The organism is Winogradskyella vincentii (assembly GCF_020166345.1).
Classification (GTDB): Bacteria; Bacteroidota; Bacteroidia; order Flavobacteriales; family Flavobacteriaceae; genus Winogradskyella; species Winogradskyella vincentii.
This window is the reverse complement of the sequence record NZ_JAIUJS010000049.1, coordinates 1-381: the sequence shown is the minus strand read 5'-3', so window position 1 is coordinate 381 and position 381 is coordinate 1. Positions and strand designations below refer to the sequence as shown.

Annotated in this window: 1 protein-coding gene; it reads left to right on the top strand. The window is 54.6% G+C overall.

The genetic code is table 11. The features are described 5' to 3' along the window. Positions 1-381 (top strand): DUF7507 domain-containing protein (locus tag LBV24_RS15400; protein WP_449667988.1); only part of this gene is annotated, 381 nt, incomplete at both ends.

Sequence of the window (381 nt, the reverse complement as noted above, 5' to 3'; positions counted from 1 at the left end):
CCAACGTTTGTAAGTGCAGACCTCGGAAGTTTAGAAGGTACGTTACAGGTCGGCGAGACGGCGACCTATACGGCAACATATGTGATTACGCAATCGGATGTAGATGCGGGCGGCGTGAGCAATAGCGTTGTTTCGGATGGTGATAGTCCTATGGGCACAAACGTTAACGACACGAGTGACGACGGCGACGACACGGACGGTAACACGACGGACGACTCTACGGAGACCAGCATAGCTGAGATGCCGAGCATGGAGTCCGTGAAGACGGTTGTGATCAGCAACGACATAGCACCGGCAGGCGCGAGCCTTGGCGACGAGCTGACCTATACGATCACTGTTGAGAACACAGGAAACGTGACCTTGAGCAACGTAGCCCTAACG